This is a genomic window from Cognatitamlana onchidii, from assembly GCF_004804355.1.
Classification (GTDB): Bacteria; Bacteroidota; Bacteroidia; order Flavobacteriales; family Flavobacteriaceae; genus Cognatitamlana; species Cognatitamlana onchidii.
This window is the reverse complement of the sequence record NZ_SRWZ01000002.1, coordinates 75,767-94,388: the sequence shown is the minus strand read 5'-3', so window position 1 is coordinate 94,388 and position 18,622 is coordinate 75,767. Positions and strand designations below refer to the sequence as shown.

The 18,622-nt window shown below is 34.5% G+C and carries 18 protein-coding genes; 9 read left to right on the top strand and 9 right to left on the bottom strand.

What is annotated here, in order from left to right; genetic code table 11:
• Position 1: 1 nt before the first annotated feature.
• From E5D58_RS04250 to E5D58_RS04235, 4 genes are all read right to left on the bottom strand, one after another.
• On the bottom strand, positions 2 to 547 hold the full coding sequence (locus E5D58_RS04250; RefSeq protein ID WP_136480602.1) for a YfiT family bacillithiol transferase: 546 nt from the start codon (positions 545 to 547) through the stop codon (positions 2 to 4).
• A 171-nt stretch (positions 548 to 718) separates the two neighbouring features.
• Complete coding sequence (locus E5D58_RS04245; RefSeq protein WP_136480601.1) at positions 719 to 2,356, bottom strand: lipocalin-like domain-containing protein; 1,638 nt, start codon at positions 2,354 to 2,356, stop codon at positions 719 to 721.
• Positions 2,357 to 2,520: 164 nt separating this feature from the next.
• Positions 2,521 to 3,453: a peptidylprolyl isomerase gene (locus E5D58_RS04240; protein WP_136480600.1), complete on the bottom strand. Its 933-nt coding sequence runs from the start codon at positions 3,451 to 3,453 to the stop codon at positions 2,521 to 2,523.
• Between the two features lie 291 nt (positions 3,454 to 3,744).
• Entirely contained in the window at positions 3,745 to 5,949 is a 2,205-nt protein-coding gene (locus E5D58_RS04235; RefSeq protein WP_136480599.1) for a RecQ family ATP-dependent DNA helicase, read from the bottom strand.
• A gap of 238 nt (positions 5,950 to 6,187) precedes the next feature.
• Here E5D58_RS04235 and E5D58_RS04230 point away from each other — a divergent pair, with 238 nt between their 5' ends.
• The 7 genes from E5D58_RS04230 to E5D58_RS04200 all read left to right on the top strand — a co-directional run bounded on the left by E5D58_RS04230 (position 6,188) and on the right by E5D58_RS04200 (position 10,823).
• The gene (locus E5D58_RS04230) at positions 6,188 to 7,105 is read left to right on the top strand and encodes a KpsF/GutQ family sugar-phosphate isomerase (protein WP_136480979.1); all 918 of its coding nucleotides are present in this window, start codon (positions 6,188 to 6,190) and stop codon (positions 7,103 to 7,105) included.
• Positions 7,105 to 7,929: a twin-arginine translocase subunit TatC gene (gene tatC, locus E5D58_RS04225; RefSeq protein ID WP_136480598.1), complete on the top strand. Its 825-nt coding sequence runs from the start codon at positions 7,105 to 7,107 to the stop codon at positions 7,927 to 7,929. The genes E5D58_RS04230 and tatC overlap by 1 nt, the downstream gene beginning before the upstream one ends.
• Positions 7,922 to 8,269, top strand: a complete 348-nt coding sequence (locus E5D58_RS04220) for a carboxymuconolactone decarboxylase family protein (protein WP_136480597.1) — start codon at positions 7,922 to 7,924, stop codon at positions 8,267 to 8,269. Before tatC ends, E5D58_RS04220 begins: the two co-directional genes overlap by 8 nt.
• A 23-nt stretch (positions 8,270 to 8,292) precedes the next feature.
• Positions 8,293 to 9,033 (top strand): LPS export ABC transporter ATP-binding protein, encoded by a 741-nt coding sequence (gene lptB, locus E5D58_RS04215; protein ID WP_136480596.1) that lies wholly within the window; start codon positions 8,293 to 8,295, stop codon positions 9,031 to 9,033.
• Positions 9,034 to 9,292: 259 nt separating this feature from the next.
• A complete protein-coding gene (locus E5D58_RS04210; RefSeq protein ID WP_136480595.1) occupies positions 9,293 to 10,153 on the top strand; it encodes an SPFH domain-containing protein in 861 nt (286 codons plus the stop codon).
• 248 nt (positions 10,154 to 10,401) lie between these two features.
• Entirely contained in the window at positions 10,402 to 10,644 is a 243-nt protein-coding gene (locus E5D58_RS15100; RefSeq protein WP_136480594.1) for a hypothetical protein, read from the top strand.
• 2 nt (positions 10,645 to 10,646) lie between these two features.
• Positions 10,647 to 10,823: an Arc family DNA-binding protein gene (locus E5D58_RS04200; RefSeq protein ID WP_136480593.1), complete on the top strand. Its 177-nt coding sequence runs from the start codon at positions 10,647 to 10,649 to the stop codon at positions 10,821 to 10,823.
• A gap of 20 nt (positions 10,824 to 10,843) precedes the next feature.
• Here the strand turns inward: E5D58_RS04200 and E5D58_RS04195 are convergent, their stop codons facing one another.
• Both E5D58_RS04195 and E5D58_RS04190 read right to left on the bottom strand, forming a co-directional pair.
• Positions 10,844 to 11,734, bottom strand: a complete 891-nt coding sequence (locus E5D58_RS04195; RefSeq protein ID WP_136480592.1) for a DUF808 domain-containing protein — start codon at positions 11,732 to 11,734, stop codon at positions 10,844 to 10,846.
• A 6-nt stretch (positions 11,735 to 11,740) separates the two neighbouring features.
• Positions 11,741 to 12,493, bottom strand: coding sequence for a CDP-alcohol phosphatidyltransferase family protein (locus E5D58_RS04190; RefSeq protein WP_136480591.1), 753 nt, complete (start codon positions 12,491 to 12,493; stop codon positions 11,741 to 11,743).
• 98 nt (positions 12,494 to 12,591) lie between these two features.
• Between E5D58_RS04190 and E5D58_RS04185 the strand changes: the two genes are divergently transcribed.
• Together E5D58_RS04185 and E5D58_RS04180 are read left to right on the top strand one after the other, a co-directional pair.
• Positions 12,592 to 13,689, top strand: a complete 1,098-nt coding sequence (locus E5D58_RS04185; RefSeq protein WP_168796626.1) for a putative type IX sorting system protein PorV2 — start codon at positions 12,592 to 12,594, stop codon at positions 13,687 to 13,689.
• A 47-nt stretch (positions 13,690 to 13,736) separates the two neighbouring features.
• Positions 13,737 to 14,879 (top strand): lipoprotein N-acyltransferase Lnb domain-containing protein, encoded by a 1,143-nt coding sequence (locus tag E5D58_RS04180; protein ID WP_235835836.1) that lies wholly within the window; start codon positions 13,737 to 13,739, stop codon positions 14,877 to 14,879.
• Here the strand turns inward: E5D58_RS04180 and E5D58_RS04175 are convergent.
• From E5D58_RS04175 to E5D58_RS04165, 3 genes are read right to left on the bottom strand one after another with little or no spacing between them, the layout of a single operon-like run.
• Complete coding sequence (locus E5D58_RS04175; protein WP_136480589.1) at positions 14,866 to 16,257, bottom strand: sugar transferase; 1,392 nt, start codon at positions 16,255 to 16,257, stop codon at positions 14,866 to 14,868. The genes E5D58_RS04180 and E5D58_RS04175 overlap by 14 nt on opposite strands.
• 56 nt (positions 16,258 to 16,313) lie before the next feature.
• Positions 16,314 to 17,324 carry a glycosyltransferase family 4 protein gene (locus E5D58_RS04170; RefSeq protein ID WP_136480588.1) on the bottom strand — a complete coding sequence of 337 codons (1,011 nt, stop codon included), beginning with the start codon at positions 17,322 to 17,324 and terminating at the stop codon, positions 16,314 to 16,316.
• Entirely contained in the window at positions 17,278 to 18,585 is a 1,308-nt protein-coding gene (locus E5D58_RS04165; protein WP_235835835.1) for an O-antigen ligase family protein, read from the bottom strand. Before E5D58_RS04165 ends, E5D58_RS04170 begins: the two co-directional genes overlap by 47 nt.
• Positions 18,586 to 18,622 lie beyond the last annotated feature (37 nt).

Below are 18,622 nucleotides of genomic sequence, written 5' to 3'. Positions count from 1 at the left end.
TTTATAACCAACCTTTACTTTTCATGATATTTTCAACATGAGCATAATGATGATTACTATGCCAAGCGTAATTACCTGTATTATAGCTTAACAATACCTCGCTATCCGTTTCTGGATGTATAAAGCTTTTACTAAAATCTTCTTTAGACATAGACCTTAATAAATTCACTAATTTATAATGAATAGCCTTTATATGCTCCAGAGACATTTGGATTGGCGAATTCTTGCTATCATCTAACTCAGCCCAAAGGGCTTCATCATAAGCTTTAATAAGCGGTTTGTTTTCTGTTAACGCCCATTTGAATCTGGTATAACTATGATGATGACTGTCCGAGACATGATGAACAACTTGCCTAATTGTCCATCCTTCTGGTCTGTATGGTGTGTCTAGTTGTTTTTTAGAAAGGTGCTTTACTAGCGCTTCGAACCGAATTGGAAACTGCTCTAACGTTTCTATCCAATCCATTATATGTGCTTCGGTTATAGGGTTAGGACATTCGAATTGTCCAATAGGATATCGTAATTTGTATAGTTCCTGCTCTGTCATAAAAACAAATATAGAGAATTATCTAACGATTTCGACCAGGGCCTTATTACAAAAATCTGCGCTATAAAAAGAGCTAATCAACCCTAAAAAGCTTATTCGTCAGTATACTAAAATAAATGCTTTACCTGCCCCTCCAAAAGCGATAAATCTTACAGCATTGTAATGGCTCGTTTATTTCTTCACGAATTTTAGAGTCTCCTCTACACCTTTTGAACTAAACTTTAAAAAGTAGATACCGTTAGGTAGTGTTTGTATGCTTATTTCTTGATTAAATGATTTACTAATAGTTTTATAAAGCATCTGTTGTCCAGATATATTAATTATTTCAACAGTCGCTTCCTCTTGGTTATTTATATTTATGAAAATACTTTCTTTAGCAGGATTGGGATAAAAACTTAAAACAGGCTTATCAAAATTCAAAATGCTTAATGTAGAAAGTGAAGTTAAACTAATAACTTCAGTATTTAAGGTTTTGTCCTTGGAATAAGCTTTAACCTTAAACCAAACGTCGTTTTCGTTATTTAATATTGGGGTTCCATCCCAAACATATGATGTTTCTGGTATGCCCTCAACAATGGTATTAAAGGTTGTTTTATTATCAATACTATATAGCAAATCGTAAGTTAATGGTCTACCGTCGTCAGGATTGTTCAGGTTCCAAGTAATGGGACTCTCTGGGTCAAAAACACCATTTGCGGGCAGCGATATACTTATTTCTGGGTGTTCGTACCTATGCAATAACTCAGCAAAACCTACACCATTAACAGGGATATTATTAATAGAACCAGAAATAGTTGTTGTGCCTTCAAAAAAATAGAAACCCAATTCAGATATTAAGACTTCAGAAGTTTGGTGATTACTTGTAATTATAAGGTCTATATTTTTAGTCGAAGATGTTAATCGCCATTTTTTCGAATAACAGCGCTCATTATCCGGAGTAAAAAAATACTCCAAGCGTTCTATTTCAAAATCGGATATAGTGTACTGCGTATTTTGATTCTCATCGACATAAGCAGACATAATCCTGTACTTAGCATTACTAGGGATCGTTCTATTAGGAGTAAATATGTTCCAAAGATTCAAATCGGTGCCGTTATCAAGCTTTATACTAAACCATTCGTAGTCTTCCCCTGTAAAAGGGTTAAACGTTCCATACTGTCTATCTATCCAAGCTTCACCTGTAACTGCCTCTGTCTCGCCATTTACTGTTAAACTGCCACTAACACTATTTTCTGTTTGCGAATAATAATAAGTGTAACTAGAGGCTCCTTGATCAAACAAACCATCTCCACCAACAATTAGCGGTCGTTTTACAGTAACTAATTCTAGTGAAATACTTACTTCTGAACTTGCGGCACTCAACTCATATTCAAACGGAATAGTAGTTCCGCCATCTTTTTTATTTCTCCAAAATTCATTTCCCCCCAAGAATAAGTCTGCTTCAATATCTAAACCTAATTCTGACAATATGTTATAATTTAGGGCCTTGGTATCTTGATAAAAAGTACCCGTTTCTTCATCAGTAACATTAAGCACCCTAAACCCATCAAAATTAAAAGGAAATACCGAGGTAGGTCTATAAAAATAGGCAAGCATAAAACTATAAGCTTTATTAGTCGTAGTTGTTATGTGTCCAGACACATACCACCATTCCAAAGATTCGGTAGCGTGTCTTCCTTCATCTAATGGAAAACTTATTTGGGTTGTTGGGGTCGTAGAAGGGGTATAGGGATAAGTTTTCCACTCTTGAGAATATCCAAAAATGGAACCAAATATGAGCATTATGGTAATTATGGCATTAAGTTTCATAGGAATTTGCTTTAAATCTCAAATGTAAAGTTTGAGAAAAAACATAACAAAGATTGAGGTTAACTTACATTTTTTGAACTACAAATGACAACTGTTACCCCTTAGAAGCAAAAAAGCACCTAATTACTTAGGTGCTTTCAAAATATGTGTTACTGGAATGTTCTCTATTTAACATCCATTAATTCTACATCAAATACCAATGTAGCGTCTGGCGGAATAACTCCTCCTGCTCCAGCACTACCGTAACCTAAATTACTTGGAATTACTAGGCGGGCTTTATCTCCAACACTAAGTAACTGAATGCCTTCATCCCAGCCTGGAATAACTTGACCTACTCCTAAAGGAAAATCAATGGGTTGATTTCTTTTGTATGATGAGTCAAATACTGTCCCATCAGATAACTGTCCTTTGTAGTGCACAGAAACCGTCTTTCCTTTTTCGGCTTTGGCGCCATTACCTTCTTGTATAATTTGGTAACGCAATCCGCTATCTGTTTTACTGAAACCCGTAGCTATTTTTTCAAGTTCTGCCTCTGCAGCTGCTTTGGCTTCTTCTAAACGTTTTTCTCTAGCTCCTTCAAAAGTTCTAAAGGCTTCTATAGCATTAAACGCTTCGGCTTCTTTACCTTGACGTACAATCTCAATAGATTCTATAGCATCGCCTTGAGCTATGGCATCCACTATATCCTGACCTTGTTCAACTTTTCCAAAAACAGTATGCTTATTATCTAACCATGGTGTTTCCACATGCGTAATAAAAAATTGACTCCCGTTAGTACCTGGTCCAGCATTGGCCATTGAAAGCACTCCTGGTCCATCATGTTTTAAATCTGGATGAAACTCATCATCAAATTGGTACCCAGGATTTCCAGCTCCTGATCCTTGAGGACATCCTCCTTGAATCATAAAGTCTGGAATGACTCTGTGGAATTTTAAACCATTATAATATGGTGTTCCTTGAGGCTTTGCTGAATTTTCAAGATTCCCTTCAGCCAAAGCAACAAAGTTACCCACTGTTCCTGGCGTTTTTTGGTACTCTAAAGCCACTAAAATTTCACCTTTAGATGTATTAAATTTTGCGTATAAACCGTCTTGCATGTTTCTAATTTTATTTAAGCTGCAAATATATGAAATGATTTATGATTTTACTTTTTAACTCCGTAATTATAACCATCGTTTTACAGCAATGATTTTTTATGACATTTAACTTGTATGTCATACTTGCAAAGTTTGGCAACATATTACCAAAAACCAGATGCCTTTAGATACTTAGCCTGAAGATATGATAGCATCCATAATGGAAAAAGAGAGACATTTCAAAATACAAGAAGCACAAAAGCACTATCATCAATTACAAAAAGACAAAATCTTATGTTTAAGCATTACAAATTAATTAGCGACTTCACTAATAAATTTAATTCTGTATAATCTTAGTTCCTCATCGTCGTAATCACCATCAAATTCCTCAATGGCATCATCAATATCATCAGTTTCAGAATCCATAAAGTACTCATGAATTTCTTCTTGTTGGTCTTCGTCTAAAATTTCATCAATCCAATAACTAATATTGAGTTTTGTGCCAGAATACACAATCCCTTCCATTTGTTTAATAAACTCATCCATCTCTAGGCCTTTGGAAGATGCTATATCGCTTAGTGGTAGTTTCCTATCAATGTTTTGAATAATATAAAGCTTATTCGCCGAGTTAGTTCCTGTTGATTTTACTACCAAGTCATCTGGACGAACAATATCATGCTCCTCAACATAACTAGCTATTAAATTAACAAAATCCTTTCCGTATTTTTTGGCCTTCCCATCTCCAACACCATGAACATTTCCAAGTTCTGATATGTTCACCGGGTACTTAAGAGCCATATCTTCAAGCGATGGGTCTTGAAAAATCACAAAAGGTGGCACGCCTAGTTTCTTTGCATTTTTTTTACGCAAATCTTTTAGCATCTTCATGAGCACACCATCCGCAACTGCAGGACCTGTTTTAGCCGCAGTAATAACAGAACCATCTTCTTGTTCTCCTTCAAACACATGGTCTTCGGTCATCATAAAAGATTTAGGGGCTTTTATAAATTCCTTCCCTGCATCAACCAATTTTATAACCCCATAGGTTTCAATGTCTTTACGCAAATATGCAGCTACTAATACTTGCCTTAATAAGGCCATCCAATGTTTGCTGTCTTTACCCTTACCTTTGCCGAAAAATGGTTGCTCATTGGTTTTATGAGATTTAATAAGGGCATTTTCTTTTCCAATAATAACATTAACCAAGTCTTTAGATTTGTACTTCTCATTGGTGTCTCTAATAACTTCCAGCAGCAATTTAACATCGTCTTTAGCTTCAGTTTTCTTCTTGGGGTGCCTTACATTATCATCCATATCACCACCTTCACCCGTTTCATTATCAAATTCTTCCCCAAAATAATGCAGTATAAATTTTCTCCTCGAAATAGAAGTTTCTGCAAAGGCAACCACCTCCTGAAGCAAAGCATGACCTATCTCCTGTTCTGCAACCGGTTTTCCAGACATAAACTTTTCTAACTTTTCAATGTCTTTATAGGTGTAGAAAGCTAAGCAATGGCCTTCACCTCCATCGCGCCCTGCTCTTCCGGTTTCTTGATAATAACTTTCTATACTTTTTGGAATGTCATGATGAATAACAAACCTTACATCGGGTTTGTCAATCCCCATACCAAACGCTATGGTAGCAACCACCACATCGACATCTTCCATTAAAAATCTATCTTGGTGACTCGATCTGGTTTTGGCGTCTAAACCTGCATGGTAGGGAACAGCATTTATACCATTTACTTGAAGCACTTGAGCCAACTCTTCCACCCGCTTTCTACTTAAACAATAAACGATTCCGGATTTCCCTTCATTTTGTTTTATAAATCGTATAATATCGGCGTCGACTGTCTTGGTTTTTGGCCTTACTTCATAATACAGATTAGGTCTGTTAAATGACGCCTTAAAAGTTTTTGCATTACCTATTCCTAAGTTTTTTATAATATCCTCCTGAACTTTAGGTGTAGCTGTTGCCGTTAGTCCAATAATTGGAATATTCTCTCCAATACGTTTTATAATATGGCGAAGGTTTCTGTATTCTGGTCTAAAATCATGGCCCCATTCGCTAATGCAATGTGCTTCATCTATAGCCATAAATGAAATCTTCACCGTTCTTAAAAACTCAACGTTCTCTTCTTTAGTTAAAGATTCAGGAGCTACATAAAGTAATTTAGTAATACCATTTACTATATCTTCTTTAACCCGTTTAATTTCAGTTTTATTTAAAGATGAGTTAAGTACATGTGCTACACCATCTTCTTTTGAAACACCTCGTATGGCATCCACCTGATTTTTCATTAGTGCGATTAAAGGAGACACCACAATGGCTGTACCTTCTTGCATTAAAGCAGGTAATTGATAGCAGAGGGATTTGCCTCCACCAGTAGGCATAATGACAAATGTATGGTTCCTTCCTAATATACTTTCAACGACATCTTCCTGTAGTCCTTTAAATTTATTAAAACCAAAATATTTTTTAAGAGCTGCGTGTAGTTCACTTTTTGCTATTGACATCAATTTTAAGAAAATTAATTACTTATTCTAACTTCAAATCATCATTATTAATCATACCTATCAAATTAATTATGTATTTGAAGACCCCTCATTTTTTTTCGTTAATTTTGTAACGAATTTACAATATAATTCAATTTCTGTATCTCTAAAGATAAGAAATTCTTTAACATAAAATCAAAAATAGTAAAATTTGAAAGACAACAATTCCATCATTGAAATGGCCATGGACACCATTGAAATGGAAAGCAGATCTATTTCAAACTTATCTCAACTTATTACTGCAGATTTTGCTGAAGCTGTTAAACTTATATATAACTCAAAGGGGCGTGTTATTATTACTGGTATTGGTAAAAGTGCCATTATAGCCAGTAAAATTGTAGCTACTTTAAATTCAACTGGCACACCGTCTGTATTTATGCATGCAGCAGATGCTATTCATGGCGATCTCGGTTTAATCTTAAAGGACGATGTTGTTATTTGTCTTTCTAAAAGTGGAAATTCACCAGAGATAAAGGTACTTATTCCTTTAATAAAGAATGCCCATAATAGAATCATTGCTATTACTGGGAATACCACTTCTTTTTTGAGTAAAAACTCAGATTACGTTTTAAATGCTTTTGTAGAAAAAGAAGCTTGCCCAAACAACCTGGCACCAACTACAAGTACGACAGCTCAAATGGTAATGGGAGACGCCTTGGCTGTATGCCTTTTAAAATTAAGAGGATTCTCCAGTAAAGATTTTGCCAAATATCACCCTGGTGGAACCTTAGGCAAAAAATTATATCTAAGAGTTCAGGATATATCCACCACCAATGAAAAACCAAATGTAAGTCCGGATGCCAGTATAAAAGACGTTATTGTAGAAATATCTAAAAAAATGCTCGGTGTAACCGCCGTCGTTGAAAATGGTTCGATAATTGGAATCATAACAGATGGCGACTTACGAAGAATGTTAAGCTCTGTTGATGACTTTTCTAGTTTAACAGCAAGGGACATTATGGGAAAAACTCCAAAGGTTATAAATGCCACTGCCATGGCTATTGATGCCCTTGAGATTATGGAAAACAATGATATATCCCAATTACTTGTGGAAGAAGATGGACATTATGCTGGTGTGGTTCACTTACATCAGATAATAAAAGAAGGTATTATATAATGGCAAAAAAAAATATTAACGAGATGTCTTTTCTCGACCACCTAGAAGATTTACGTTGGCATTTAATACGAATTTGTTTAGCTGTAGTTATAGTCGCAACTTTAGCCTTTATTTTTAGTAGGTTTATTTTTAACGCCATTATTTTTGCACCATTGAACATGAGTTTTCCGACTTATGATTTTTTATGCAAAACAGCAACCTTTATAAATCTAGACACCACGTTTTGTAATGAAAAAATTCCTTTAATATTACAAAATAGGACAATGGCAGGCCAATTTTCTGCAGATATATGGACCGCTATTTTAGGAGGTTTTATTATATCGTTCCCATACATCATTTACCAACTCTGGAAATTTATCAGCCCTGGGTTGCATGACAATGAAAGACGTCATTCCAGAGGATTTATAATTATTTCATCGTTACTTTTCTTTTTGGGTGTTCTATTTGGATACTACATCGTAACGCCGCTATCCATAAACTTTTTGGCAAATTATAGTATTTCGGAGATTGTTGATAATCAGATCGATATTAGTTCTTACATTGCTTTAGTGAGATCGTCTGCCCTTGCTTCTGGTCTAATTTTTGAGCTCCCAATAATTATTTACTTTCTAACTAAAATTGGACTGGTAACACCCGAAATTTTAAGAAAATATAGAAAATATGCCTTAGTAGTTGTGCTTATCTTATCCGCAATCATTACCCCCCCCGACATAGCTAGTCAGGTTATTGTAGCAATTCCTATTATAATTCTTTATCAGGTTAGTATTTACATCTCTAAGATCGTTGTAAGAAATCAAATGAAAAAAGAAAAACAACATGTCTAATATTGTACAAGAGTTTAATGACTATTGTTCTAAAGTGAACGACAAAATTTTAGCAGATAATAATAAAATTATAAAACGAATTTTTAATTTAGATACTAATGCATATACCGAAGGAGCTTTAGATATTAAAACGATGGAACTACTAGATTTGGTGACTTCGGTTGTTTTACGTTTTTATGATTGCGTAAAATATCACCTTAAGAATTGTTTAAAAGCAGGACTAAAAAAGGAAGAAGTTGTTGAAACTCTAAGTATTGCCACCTTAGTTGATGGCACAATTATTATTCCGCACTTACGCCAGGCTTATGAGTATTGGGATGCTCTGGAAGCCAATAATTAATTAAAATTTACGTTATTGCAATTATGATTTTAAAAGCTGATAATTTGATGAAGTCCTATAGTGGACGCAAAGTGGTAAAAGACGTATCTCTTGAGGTGCATCAGGGTGAAATTGTTGGATTATTAGGTCCTAATGGCGCAGGAAAAACAACCAGTTTTTACATGATTGTTGGTTTAATTAAGCCTAATGGCGGTCATATTTATTTAGATAATACAGAAATCACAAAATATCCTATGTACAAAAGAGCACAAAATGGTATAGGGTATTTAGCTCAAGAAGCATCTGTTTTTAGAAAACTGAGTATTGAAGACAACATTTTAAGCGTGTTACAATTAACTAAGCTTAGTAAAAAGGAACAGTTACATAAAATGGAATCCCTTATTGACGAATTTAGTTTGGGCCATATTAGAAAAAACAGAGGGGACTTACTTTCTGGTGGAGAACGAAGGCGAACAGAAATTGCAAGAGCTCTAGCTACCGATCCTAATTTTATTTTACTTGATGAACCTTTTGCAGGGGTTGACCCCGTAGCTGTTGAAGATATTCAAAGAATTGTAGCCCAACTTACCAAAAAAAATATTGGCATTCTTATTACAGATCATAACGTACAAGAAACTTTAGCAATTACAGACAGAACTTATTTAATGTTTGAGGGTAGTATTCTTAAAGCGGGTAAGCCAGAAGAACTCGCAGACGATGACATGGTTAGAAAAGTTTATTTAGGTCAGAATTTCGAACTTCGGAAAAAGAAAATTAGAGACTAAGATCTAAGAATTGTTAGATTGCATCCTTTTTTATTTCTCTTTAAAGTCTTGTGTTAAATCTTGGTTAACCAAATTGTTTATATCTTGGTGAACCTCCCTTTTCACCTTACATAAGCATTCTTTTTATTTTTTATCAATTATTACCTACGTTGTTGGTAAGGAAGCGCTAGTGGGAAATACTTCAATAATAATTCAATTTATTAAAAATATTATTATATCTTTATGATATCAAATTAATATCATTTTAAATTTAAATATTATGAAAGAAGAGAAAATAATTACACCTGCTAATGGATACCTTATGCTATTCGTTTTTTTCTTGCTATTCGTTGGAAGCATTGCGGCTTTAATTGTTACTGAGAATTTCAACTTTGTTATTGCTACATTCTTAGCAGTTTTTATCGCCCCAGGTTTTGTTATGGTACAACCGAACAACTCTCGAGTACTCCTTCTGTTTGGCAAATATGTTGGCACCATTAAAAAGAATGGATTTTACTGGACAAACCCACTTTATTTTAAAAAGAAAATCTCTCTTAGAGCTAGCAATTTTGATAGTGAACGTTTAAAAGTAAACGATAAACTAGGTAATCCAATAATGATTAGTACTATTCTGGTTTGGCGGGTGCAAGACACTTACAAAGCAGCTTTTGATGTTGATAATTATGAGAATTTTGTACGCGTACAAACAGACGCGGCTGTTCGAAAACTAGCAAGTATGTATCCTTATGACAACTTTGCAGATGAAGGTCATACCGAGGATATTACATTAAGATCTAGTGTTAATGAGGTTAGCGAAACATTGGAAAAAGAAATTGACGAAAGACTGTCTATCGCTGGTATAGAGGTTTTAGAAGCAAGAATAGGATACTTGGCATATGCTCAAGAAATTGCAAATGCCATGCTAAAAAGACAACAAGCAACTGCTATTGTTGCCGCAAGACACAAAATTGTTGAAGGTGCCGTAAGCATGGTAGAAATGGCCTTAGGTGAACTTGGTAAAAAAGAGATTGTAGATTTTGATGAAGAACGAAAAGCAGCTATGGTAAGTAATCTTATGGTTATATTGTGCGGTGATAAAGATGCCTCTCCTGTATTAAATACCGGTACTTTAAATCATTAAACATGAAAATTTTCAAAGAAGAACAACGGTTTACACAAACGTGGCTCATAGTATTAATGCTTATAAGCATTGTAGTTCCATTTGTTTTATTGACTAAATCTTTTTTAAAACAAAATTTGAGCATCCTCAACTACATACTTTTATCCAGCATTGTTATACTGTGTTGCTCAATAGTATTTATTTTTAAACTTACCACTCGAATAGATGACCATGGTATACACTATCAATTTTGGCCCATACATCGGAAAATGAAAACCATTCCTTGGTCGCATGTTTTACACGCTGAAACAAGAACCTACAACGCCATCTCCGAATATGGCGGCTGGGGATTAAAGGGTGGCAGTTTTTATGGAAATAAAGGTCTTGCCGTAAATGTTAAAGGTAATATAGGTATTCAGCTAATACTTAAAGACCAAAAAAAGTTATTACTAGGAACTCAAAAAAAAATGGAAGCGGATCTTGTTATTTCAAGATATTTGCATAAAACATAATCATGCCAAAAAAGAAAGCTTTTGCACTACGTTTAAATGAAGATATGCTCAAAGCCATTGAAAAATGGGCTTCTGATGAATTTCGCAGCACCAATGGCCAGATTGAATGGATGCTAAACGAAAGCTTAAAAAAAGCCAAACGAACACTCAAAAAACGCCCGCTAGATTCAGAGCAATAGCGCCTTATACATACACATTCTTATCCAGACGCAAAAATCCGGTTTCTCAAGTAATTAAATAGCTTCACTATTAAAAGTACTGTGAATCCTACTAACAGTCCAACAACAAAATCCCTTAAAAACCCAGGAATATTTTCCAAAAAATGATGGAAAAACTCAATATTATGAACAAAAATACCTCCCGCTACTAATAAGAGCGCAATCGTACCAATCACAGCTAAGCTTTTAATAACCCATGGCAAAGTTTTAATAAGCAGGTTACCAAGCAGATGCGTAAAACTCTTTTTATTAGTGTTTAATCCTATTAATTTCAACCCAATATCGTCCATTCGAACAATAAGTGCTACGATACCATATACCCCAATGGTAGCAATAACCGCAACAATAGTAACCACCAAAATTTGAAATAATAGAGGTTCTCCTACAACAGTACCTAAGGCAATAATTATAATCTCAACAGAGAGAATAAAATCTGTAAAAATAGCCGACTTTACCTTTTTCTTTTCAGCAGCCTTCTGCTCTTCCTCAGATAAAGAAATATCAATATCTTCCTGTGTATTAGCTTCATCATGATTTCTATAAAACAAGACATGATATATTTTTTCAGCACCTTCAAATGCTAAATACACCCCACCAAGAATCAATGCCAATGTCACACCCCAAGGCGCAAATGCACTTAGTAAAAAGGCTATTGGTAAAATAATGACCTTGTTTAAAGCAGATCCTTTCGTAATAGCCCAAAGTACTGGCAGCTCTCTAGAAGACACAAACCCTGTAGCTTTTTCGGCATTTACCGCCAAATCATCGCCAAGAATACCGGCCGTCTTTTTGGTAGAGATTTTACTCATTACCACGACATCATCCATAAGAGCAGCAATATCATCTAATAATGCAAAAAAACCAGAGGCCATAATCCTTTAATTTGAAGTTAAATTTTCTAAAACAGAGATGAATATATAGAGCAAGATTATACAAGGTATGGCTACAAATTTTAATACCACTAATAAAACCATACATAGCAAAATAAAGATATATCGGCTCTTATTATTTATAAAACTAAAATCTTTAAACTTAAGTGCAAATAATTTAATATTAGAATTAAGCAAATAAGCACTCAATACCGTAAAGCTAAGTAAAAACCATCTGTTAAAAATAACAGTGTTTATAGCATCATTATTTTGAAACTCTACAATTAAAGGCAAGGATAAAACTAATAAGGCATTAGCTGGTGTAGGAAGTCCTTTAAAATAGGTTTGCTGTTCATCATCTATATTAAACTTAGCGAGCCTATATGCCGAAGCGATGGTAATTAAAAGTCCGAAAAGAGGAAGCCCCGAATAAGTTAATCCATTCCAATTTATCGCCATTTCCCAGCCACTAAAATCTGTACCAACAGGAGATACTTCCATGGTAAACTCCAATAATTTATACATAACAATTCCAGGAACCAAACCACTAGTTACCATATCTGCAAGCGAATCTAACTGAAGGCCTAACTCACTTTGCACTTGTAGTTTTCGGGCAGCAAAACCATCAAAAAAATCAAAGAAGATACCTAAAAAGACAAAAAATGCCGATACTATAAAGTTAGCATTGACTGCAAAAAGCACTGCAATACTGCCACAAAAAAGATTTAAAAGTGTGAGAATATTGGGAATATGCTGTTTCATTATAAAAGTATATTTGCGTAAAAATAAAAAACAATTTGAGTCTATTACAAGTATTAAACAATATCTATATTAATTTGAAGTTTATAGGTTTATAAATTATGTGCATCTTTGTAAAAAAATTGCGTTTGAGGCTCTGCATATCCACATGCTTTTGTGTTATATCCATGTCATTATTCGGGCAAACGGTTAGAAAATATTCTAACGAGTTTATGAATATTGGTGTGGATGCCGCTGCTTTGGGTATGAGCAATGCTGTAACAGCTCATAGTTCAGATGTTAATTCTGGCTATTGGAACCCTGCAGGTCTTGTTAACCTTGAAGATAATCAGTTGGCACTAATGCATTCAAGCTATTTTGCTAATATTGCCAATTATGATTATGCGGCTTTTGCCATGCCATTAGATAACAGGAGCGCCGTAGGCTTTTCACTAATTAGATTTGCTGTAGATGATATTTTAAATACAACGCAGCTTATCGATGAACAAGGGAATATTAATTATGATAGAATTAGCCTGTTTTCAACTGCCGATTATGGATTAACATTTTCGTACTCGAGGCGCTTACCAGTACAAGGGTTTAACTATGGCGTTAATGCCAAAGTAATTCGTAGAATTATTGGTGATTTTGCTTCCTCTTGGGGGTTTGGCTTTGACTTTGGACTGCAATATGAAACATCAAACAATTGGAAATTTGGTATTATGGCTAGAGATATTACAACAACATTTAATGCTTGGGCCATTGATGAAGACGAATTTTCGAAAATACAAGGTGCGGTGGCTGATCAAAACCAAGAACTTCCTGAAACTACGGAAATTACCATTCCGAAACTTCAAATAGGCGTTTCAAAAGTGGTGGATTTTAATTATGATTACACCCTACTTACATCGGTAAACTTAAATATGAGGTTTGCCGAAACCAATGATGTTATTTCAACATCATTTGCTAGTATTAATCCGGCTGTCGGTTTTGAATTTGGCTACATAGATATGGTGTATTTAAGGGCTGGTATGGGTAATTTCCAAAACGAATTGCAACTCGATAATACAGATCAACTTACTTTTCAACCCAGTTTCGGCTTAGGTTTTAAATATAGTGGCATTCAAATAGACTATGCATTTACTGATATTGGGGATCAAAGTGTAGCCTTATATTCTAATGTGTTTTCATTAAAGCTTGATTTTAGTATCTTTAGATAATGCGCAAAAAATTACATCTTCTATTTTACTTTTTACTTATTATAAAATTGGGGCATACTCAAGAAAAAAAGCTATCCCCTCATTCAGAAATAAGTGTTTTAACAGTTGGTCCTGGCACATCTTTAAACGATGCCTTTGGTCATAGTGCTTTTAGAATTAGGGATCGACAAAATCGTATTGATGTTGTTTATGGTTATGGAGAATATGACTTTGGTGCCCCTTATTTTTATTTAAAATTTGCTCAAGGGAAACTTCATTACCTTATAAGTAAAACAGATTTTACGAGGTTTTATCAAATTTATAATTACTATGACAGAAGTATTAAAGAGCAAGTCTTAAACCTTTCGCTTGCTGAAAAACAAAAACTATATGATTATTTAGTTACCAATTATAAACCTGAAAACCGGAGGTATTTATACGACTTCTTCTTTGATAATTGCGCAACTAAAATTAAAGATGTTACTAACATTACCTTAAATGATGGCATTGTGTTTAAAAAGCCTAAAGACTTTAAAGACACTACATTTAGAACCTTAATTCAGAATAACTTAAATAAAAATTCCTGGGGTAGCTTGGGTATTGATATTGCTTTAGGCTCTGTTATAGACAGACAAGCTTCTACAGAAGACCATATGTTTTTACCAGAAAATATTCATAGATTCTTCAGTGTGGCTACAAAAAATAAAAAAGGGGATTTATTGGTTAAACAAAGTCAAACACTTTATTCAAAAAAGAACACCATAGCAGCCAACAATTTTATTTTTAGCCCCTTATCAATTCTTAGCCTCGTCGGGCTAGGCATTCTATTTATTACCTACAAAGATTACAAACGGAATGCCCAAAGTAAATGGTTAGATATTTGTTTGTTCTCCATTACTGGTAGTATAGGTATTTTACTCTTACTACTATGGTTCGCAACCAATCATACTGGAACCCACCAGAACTATAATTTACTGTGGGCCTTTGCTATAAATATCTTAGTTGTTGGACAGTTTTTTAAAAAGAATGTAAACCAATGGTTTATAAAATACATCAAGCTATTAATTATTCTTCTATGTCTATTAACGCTGCATTGGATTATTGGTGTACAAGTCTTTGCGATAGGGCTCATTCCATTATTACTAGCATTGGCTGTTAGATATCTGTTTTTGGTATTCTATTATAATAATCACCATTCTACTGCCCCCTGAAGAAAATAACAGTACTAAGGGTTTTTATGATCACGTTTATATCTAATAAAAAGCCCCGATGCTTTATATAATACAAATCGTATTGAAGTTTCGTTAAGGTGTCGTCTACAGATGCTGCATATTTTGTTTTAACCTGTGCCCAACCCGTTAGTCCTGGTTTTACCATATGTCTGGTTTCATAAAAAGGCAACATTTGAGCTAATTCTTTTACGAAAATTGGACGTTCTGGTCTAGGCCCAATTAAACTCATTTCACCTTTTAAAATATTTATAAACTGTGGGATTTCATCGAGTCTGGTAGTTCTCATAAACTTTCCGAACTTGGTTATCCGAGTGTCTCCTTTTTTAGCCCAAACCGCACCATGCTGCTCAGCATTTTTAACCATGGTACGATACTTAATTATTTTAAATAACCTTCCGTTCTTACCAACACGCTCCTGTGTGTAAAAAAGAGGCCCTCTATTTCCTATGGCATTACCAAGAAGAATAAGTGGCAAGAAAACCAAACCCGATAACAAGCCAATAAGCGACACCAAAATATCGAAGAGTCTATGGAAAAACAGATAGAGCTTATTTTGATTATTTCTACTAAAAGGGAAGTAACGGTAAAAGTCTTTCCCCACAAATTGTACAGGAACCCTATGATTCATATCCTCATAAACCTGTATGTATTCATTTATCGGAAACCCCTTTTCCATGAGCTTTAGTAGTTTGTAATAAATCTCGGATGTTATACAATCTAAATTAAAACTTGCCACTACGATTTCAGAAATATATTCCTCATTGATAACCGTTTCAATATCCTTTGGATGGTATTCAGGAATACCTTTAAATTTTATGGTGCCAACTTTATTAGCTTCACAATTCACAAAACCAACAATCTTATAATTGGGGTCTGAATTGCCTAACGATTCAATTATAGCATGAATATTAGACGTTTCTCCAATAATTAAGACCTTTTTATAAAAACGTGGAGAGGCCACAAAATTTATATAAACAAATCTCCAAGAAAAAAGACTAACCAAAATACCTAAATAAAAGAACAGAATTTGCAAACGATTCTCTGGAAGAACTGGTGTAAAAAACGGTGTTAGCAAATAAAACAAAACTGTTACAGACACCGTAAAAACAATACTAGTAGCTATTTTTTCTAACTTACTACTTTTTTGAAGGTCATATAATTCAAAAATGGTCCCAAAAATCCATAGATACAGAATTAAAACAAACACCCATGTCCAGTTTGCTTTGGTTAACGTGAAATAATCAAAATGAAATGAATTACCTAGTAAATACAGGACAAGGAGTACAACTAATACATCAAAAATACGCAGCAACACCTTACGCTCTGATATATTAAAATGGATACCCGGTTTAGACATTCAATAGCAAATTTTTCTTGCTGCTAAGATAACAAGTAAAAGTCAGATAACATATGTTAACAAAGTAAAGCTTTCCACTTTTCCTTAACGATGTTCCAATCAAACTGCTCTACTTTTTGTCTTGCCTTAATACACATCTCTTTGGTTACTTCCTCATTATTTATAAAGTGCTTAACTGCCAATTTAAATGCATCCAAGTTATTTGGCTCTAACAATATACCATCTACCCCATGTTCAATTAAATAAGGCATACCGCCTACGTTAGTAGAGATGATAGGCAACCCAAGAGCCATGGCTTCTATAACACTTACTGGTGTATTATCTATATTCGTTGTGTTTATAAAAATATTGAAATCCCTTGCTTTATTATGCCAATCCTCCTTGGACAATAATCCAGTAAATTCTACATCGACCTGGAGCGCTCTGGCCAACTCTTTTGTTTTACTTAAACTTCCGTCATTATCGGGGCCTATCATACATAAAGATGCTTTAATACCTTCATCTTTGAGCGCTTTTAAAAGCCTAACCGCCAATTGTGGATTGTAAAACTTAGAAAATGACCTTACCCACAAAAGTTTAACCTCATCGATAGGCCTCATTTTAAAAACATAATTTTTAATGGCTATATTATTTGGAATGTATTCCAAATTTGTGAAACCTGCCTGTTTAAAATGAGCATATAAATACAAAGAAGGTGCAACATTTTTAAAAGCATTTTCAAATATTTGTACAGACATTTTGGGAAAGCCCTTTAGCCTTTTCGGAAGGTTTCCTCCATGAAGTATAGGCATATATTTAAGCTTAAACCATCGGCACAGTTGACTCGTTAAATACGCATAATAAAAATTTGATGTACTGTATGTATCAATTAAAACATAGTCTACACTATTTCTATGCCGTACCACACTAAAGAGCATATCGCAAAGGCGAATAAGCTTATTCTGCTTCGAAGAACTTATATGTACTGAAAACCCCTCCTTTTCCAAAAGGCTCCCCATGGTTTCAATAGTTGTTTTTGTCTTACCTTTTTGCGATAGCTTGTTTCCTATGTATAGTAGGTTTGTCATGGGTTATGTTTAATAATGATAGGGCATAGATAAAAGCTGGTGCCGCAATGCGCATTGATGAATGATTAATGGTAGCAAACCAAAAACATAAAAACGCATAAAAATAATAATTTTTCGTGTTTTGAGTTCTGTAAGCTAGTGGTGCAAAAACTAAAATTAAGAGAATTACTATCCCTAAAAACCCATGCTCGGCAAGTAGCCTACTTACTTCATTATGTGTTGGCAAGCCATCCCCTTGCTCTTCAATTCTTTTGTCTTTCGTTCTGCTGGCACCAACACCTAAAATAGGATTTTTAACAAAGCCTTCAATTTCATCCATAAACAATGTAAAACGCCCTGTAGTGACATCCTTCTTTTCTTCCCCTAAAGCGTTTTCGTTGGCGTATCGTTTATCAATTAACCCCATCGTTTGATTAGAACTAATTACCCAAGTTACAACCATGACGCTTAAAAAAAACATAACTCTTCTTAATATCACCCCTTTAATTCGAATAGGAGCATTAACAAAATAGCTTAATAGGAAAAAAGTTAAGCACAGCAGTCCAACCAAAACCCCTCCTCTACTAAAAGTCACTACTGCCCGAAATGAAATTGCTACAAAAAGTATAATATTTAGGACTTTTATTCCTAATTTAGAAGATCCTGAAATTAGTCTAGCACCCAATAAAAACATACCTAATCCCAGTGCGGTGGACACTTGATTCGCTCCAAAACCTCCAGATGTAGCCGCATTAGAACTTGTTCCAGAGAGTACGTCTTTTACACTCGGATTGTATAAAAAAACATAGGTTGTTAGTGAAATTAAAGGTAGTAACACATATAAGAGAACATCATCCAACTGCTTCCGTGAGACTGTCCTGTTGTAACAAAATACGCTTGCCATGCCTAAACAGATTGGTCCAGACAATACAAACAAGATGTTTTTCCTAAAATTAGCTTCAAAACTTAGAGTCATAGAGGCCACAAAAATAGCTGGCACCAAGCAAAACAAATATATAAAGTACGGATACGATCTGCCTGATGCCCCCTTGTAATAGATTCCTAACAGCGTAAATAAAATAACAATATACTTACAAACTTCATAAGACAAGGCACTTTTGGTCATTCTAAAAAACACCTCAGCCCCTACAAAATAAGCACATCCCTTTAGTACTATCAGGCTCTTTTCTCTTTTGGGAGTAACAATTATTTTTCGAAGAAAAAAAAGGAGCGCAAGAATAAAATAAATCTTCCCTAAATCTCTATTTAAAAAAATAATCACTCCAAATAGTAAATGGAGGACAACTAAACCTGTATAA